The following is a 4,851-nucleotide window of genomic DNA, read 5'->3' as shown; positions in this document are numbered from 1 at the left end:
TCGTGGCCGTGGCCGTGATCCCCGCCGCGGTCCTCGGCAGGTCGTTCGGGTGGGGCGCGGGAGGGTCCGGGCGAGGCGTCCCGGCACGGACCGCCATCGCGGCCCGTTCGGAGGAGACTCAGGTGGGTGCCACATGACGGTGAGGAAGCGCCCCGGCGGCGTGCTCGAGCTCCGCGGCGTGACCGGTGGGTACGGGGGCACCACCGTCGTCCGGGACCTCGATCTGACAGTGGGCTCCGGTGAGGCGCTGGCCGTTCTCGGTGCGTCCGGGTCGGGCAAGACCACCGTGCTGCGCATGATCGCCGGGCTGCACCCGGTCTCGGCGGGACGCATCCTCGTCGACGGCCGCCGCGTGGACCCACTGCCCGCCCAGCACCGCGGGATTGGACTGGTCCCCCAACAGGGCGCCCTGTTCCCGCACCTGTCCGTGGCCCGGAACGTCGGGTTCGGACTCGTACCGGTCGATCCCGTGGCGCGGTGGCGCAGCCGCGCCGAGCGGGCGGCCCGGGTCCGTGAGGTCCTCGAGTTGGTGGGGCTGGCGGACCGGGCCGACGAGCGTCCCTCCCGGCTGTCCGGCGGGCAGCAACAGCGGGTCGCGCTCGCACGCGCGCTCGCCCCGGGCTCGGGACTGATCCTGCTGGACGAGCCGTTCAGCGCGCTCGACGCCGCCCTGCGGGGACGGGTCCGGGCGGAGGTCTCGACCCTGCTCGCCGAGTCCGGCGCGACGTCGGTCCTCGTCACCCACGACCGCGCGGAGGCGCTGGCCACCGCCGATCGGGTCGCCGTGCTCATCGACGGCCGCCTCGCCCAGGTCGACACCCCCGAACGGCTCTACTACCACCCGGTGAGCCGCGAGGTCGCCCAGCTGGCGGGGGAGGTCGTCCTTCTCCCGGCCACCGCGGACGGAGGGGTCGCACACACCACCATCGGCGCCGTCCCACTCGACACGCCCGCACGCGGGTCCGGCACCGTCCTGTGGCGCCCCGAGAGCCTGACGGTCCGTCGGGTCGGGCAGGAGGGGCACGGCGTGTGCACCGGCGTCGAGTTCGTCGGCGCGTCGACCCTCATCCGGATGTGTGTCGACGGCACCGAGCAGAGCTTCGCGGTCCCGGTCTCCGGCGGGGAGGTCTTCGAGGTGGGGGCCCGGGTGGAGGTCACGCCCTTGCGTCCCGCCGTCTTCCACGCGGGGCCGTCGGTGCCCGCCTGATCAGCTCTCGGTGGCGGCCCAGCCCAGGGTCCGTTCGACGGCGTCGTTCCAGCGGCCCCACAGGCGCGCGCGCTCGTCCTCGGCCATGCGTGGCTCCCACCGCCGGTCCTCCCGCCACAACTCCCGGAGCCGGTCGGGGGAGTCCCACTGGCCCACCGCCAGCCCCGCGGCGAAGGCGGCACCCAGGGCGGTGGTCTCGGTGACCTCGGGCCGGATCACGTCGATGCCCAGGATGTCGGCCTGGAACTGCATCAGGTAGTCGTTGACCACCATCCCGCCGTCGACACGCAGCGCGTCGGCGGTCTCGCCGGCGTCGGCGGCCATCGCGTCGGTCATCTCGCGGGACTGGAACGCGGTGGCCTCGAGCGCCGCTCGCGCCAGGTGTGCCCGGGTGTGGAACCGGGTCAGGCCCACCAGGGTGCCACGCGCGTCCGGGCGCCAGCGAGGGGCGAGAAGTCCGGAGAACGCGGGCACGAGATAGCAGTCGCCGTTGTCCTCCAGTGACGTCGCCAGTTCCTCGGTCTCCTCGGCGCTCGAGATCACCCCGAGGTTGTCCCGTAGCCACTGCACCAGCGAGCCCGCCACCGCCACGGAGCCCTCCAGCGCGTACACGGCGTCGGCGTCCCCGAGCTTGTAGCAGACGGTGGTGAGCAGCCCGTTGTCGCTGAACTGGGGGGTGGTGCCGGTGTTGAGCAGCAGGAACGCGCCGGTCCCGTAGGTGTTCTTGGCGTCGCCGGGGTCGAAGCAGGTCTGGCCGAACATGGCCGCCTGTTGGTCGCCGAGGATCCCCGCGATGGGGGTCCCGCCGAACATGCGACGCTCGGTCACGTGACCGATCACCCCCGAGGACGGCACGATGTCGGGGAGCATCGCCCGCGGCACCCCGATCTCGCGGCAGAGCTCGTCGCACCACTCCAGGGTCCGCAGATCCATGAGCAGGGTGCGGGAGGCGTTGGTGACGTCGGTGACGTGGAGCGCCGGTTCGCCGTCGGTCCCGCCGCGGCGGCCGCCGGTGAGATTCCACACCAGCCACGAATCGATGGTCCCGGCCAGCAGCTCGCCGGCCTCGGCCCGCTCGGTGCCGCGTCGGCCCTCGGCGTCGAGGTGATCGAGGATCCACCGGATCTTCGGACCCGCGAAGTAGGTGGACAGGGGCAACCCGGTCGCATCGCGGAACCTGTTGTCTCCGTCGGGGTGGCCCTCCGCCAACCGGGCGCAGATCCCGGAGGTCCGGGTGTCCTGCCAGACGATCGCGTTGTAGACCGGCTCACCGGTCTCCCGCTCCCACACCACCACGGTCTCCCGTTGGTTGGTGATGCCGATCGCGCTCACCAACGCCGGTTCGAGGTCGGCGTGACCGGCCACCTGGGCCATGGTCGTCCGCACGTTCTCCCAGATCTCCAGCGGGTCGTGTTCCACCCATCCGGCCCGGGGCAGGATCTGCCGGTGTTCGACCTGGGCGGTCGCCGCGGGCACCGGCAGACCGTCGTGGTCGAAGAGGATGGCCCGCGAGGACGTGGTCCCCTGGTCGATCGCGAGGATGAACGTGTTACGCGTCACGTCGTCAGACTACGTCCGCCCGGGCGTAGAGTCGGGCGCAACCGGCCGGAAACCGATACCCGGCCCCGGAGGGAGCACGATGCCCACGATCAGATCACGGTCCGTCCTCGGTCCCGAGCGCCGGGCCGAGGCATGGCGGAGGTTGTCGGAGGAGTCCTTCGACATCGTGATCGTGGGTGGCGGTGTGGTGGGCACCGGCAGCGCTGTCGACGCGGCCACGCGCGGCCTGAGCGTCGCGGTGGTGGAGGCCCGCGACTTCGCCGCCGGGACCTCCTCGCGCAGCTCCAAGATGTTCCACGGCGGGCTCCGGTATCTCGAGCAACTCGACTTCGGGCTCGTCGCCGAGGCCCTCCACGAGCGCGAGCTCAGCATGACCCGACTGGCCCCGCACCTGGTCAAACCGCTCAAGTTCCTCTTCCCGCTCACCCGCCGGTTCTGGGAGCGCCCCTACATGGCCGCGGGATTCGTCCTCTACGACCTCATGGGCGGCGCCAAGAGCGTCCCGCCGCAGAAGCACTACAGCCGCGCCGGTGCACGGCGCGTGGCGCCGGGTCTGCGCGAGGACGTCGTGGTGGGGGGGATCCGGTACTGGGACACGTTGGTCGACGACGCCCGCCACACCCTCACGCTCGCCCGCACCGCCGCCCTGCACGGCGCGGTGGTCGCCAACTCCACGCAGGTGATCGGCTACCTGCGGGAGGGCGAACGAGTGACCGGCGTGCGGGTCCGCGACGCCGAGACCGGACGGGAGACCGACGTCCGGGCCGGGGTGGTGCTCAACGCGGCGGGGGTGTGGACCGACCACCTGCAGGAGATGCTGGGGGAGGAGGGCGGCTTCACGGTGCGTGCCTCCAAGGGGGTCCACATCGTGGTGGACCGTGACAAGGTCGACTCGGAGGCCGCCCTCATCCTGCGCACCGAGAAGTCGGTGCTCTTCGTCATCCCCTGGGGCGAATACTGGATCATCGGCACCACCGACACCGACTGGCAGCTCGATCTGGCCCACCCCGCGGCGACGGGTGCGGACATCGATTACATCCTCGGGCACGTCAACGCCGTGCTCACGACCCCGATCGGGCGGGACGACGTCCGCGGTGTCTACGCGGGACTGCGCCCGCTGCTCTCGGGCGGGGCCGACTCCACCGCCAAGCTCTCGCGGGAACACGCGGTGATGCGCGCGGCTCCCGGGGCCGTGGTGGTGGCGGGCGGCAAGTACACCACCTACCGGGTCATGGCGGCGGACGCGGTCGACGCCGCGGTGGCCGAGCTGGGACCGGAGCGCGCGGAATCCGTTCCGGCCTCCACCACCGATCGCATCCCCCTCCTCGGTGCCGACGGCTACCCGGCGATGGTCAACCGCGCGGACCGGATCGCGGACCACTACGAGATCAGGGAGGAGCAGGTCCAGCACCTGCTCGACCGCTACGGTTCGCTTCTCGAGGACGTGCTGGACCTGGCGGCGGACCGCCCCGATCTGCTGGAGACCCTCGACGGCGCCGATCGCTACCTCCGGGTCGAGATCGTCTACGCCGCGCTCGCGGAGGCCGCTCTGCACCTGGAGGACGTCCTGGTCCGCCGGACCCGGATCTCCATGGAGTACCAGCACGGAGGGGTGGCGTGCGCCCGCGAGGCCGCGCAGCTCATGGCGGAGGTGCTGGACTGGGATACCGACCGCGTCGAGCGGGAGGTCGAGATGTTCGAGCAACGGGTCGCCGCGGAGCTGGCCAGCCAGGTGACGGACTCCGACGACGAGGCGGACGGCTTCCTCCGCGGCGTCCCCGAGGTCCGCGAGTTCCTGGTGGAGGCGACCGTCGACCCCGCGAGCGCCGAGCCGGTCGTCGACCACCCGGCCTGACCGGGAGGCCACCCTTCCCGACCGAGGGGCCACCTATCCCGACCGGGAGCCCGACCAGCGCGTGATGGGGGTCGGAACCGGCACGGCCGCGCTCCGCACCCCCTGACACCGGAAATCCGCTGCCGCCCTGCGCGATCGGCTGTCCGGTGGGGCAGCGGATGGCGCAGGAGAGCAGCGGATCCGGGGGAGGGGCGGGCCCGACGGCGCGGCCCGTGGGGCCCGACGGCGC

General features: G+C 72.5%; 3 protein-coding genes. 2 read left to right on the top strand and 1 reads right to left on the bottom strand.

What is annotated here, in order from left to right; all coding sequences use genetic code 11:
* Positions 1-133 precede the first annotated feature (133 nt).
* Positions 134-1,207: an ABC transporter ATP-binding protein gene (locus tag G6022_RS17025; RefSeq protein ID WP_182645687.1), complete on the top strand. Its 1,074-nt coding sequence runs from the start codon at positions 134-136 to the stop codon at positions 1,205-1,207.
* Here the strand turns inward: G6022_RS17025 and glpK are convergent, their stop codons facing one another.
* The gene (glpK, locus tag G6022_RS08610; protein WP_182616180.1) at positions 1,208-2,767 is read right to left on the bottom strand and encodes a glycerol kinase GlpK; all 1,560 of its coding nucleotides are present in this window, start codon (positions 2,765-2,767) and stop codon (positions 1,208-1,210) included. It abuts the gene before it with no gap.
* A gap of 79 nt (positions 2,768-2,846) precedes the next feature.
* On the opposite strand from glpK, the gene G6022_RS08605 reads away from it, so the two are divergent.
* Positions 2,847-4,622 carry a glycerol-3-phosphate dehydrogenase/oxidase gene (locus tag G6022_RS08605; protein WP_179524760.1) on the top strand — a complete coding sequence of 592 codons (1,776 nt, stop codon included), beginning with the start codon at positions 2,847-2,849 and terminating at the stop codon, positions 4,620-4,622.
* The last annotated feature ends 229 nt before the right edge of the window (positions 4,623-4,851 follow it).

The sequence above is a fragment of the Dietzia sp. Cai40 genome, from assembly GCF_014145165.1.
GTDB lineage: Bacteria > Actinomycetota > Actinomycetes > Mycobacteriales > Mycobacteriaceae > Dietzia > Dietzia natronolimnaea.
Note: the sequence above shows the minus strand (reverse complement) of the source record. Positions and strands in the feature narration are given on the sequence as shown.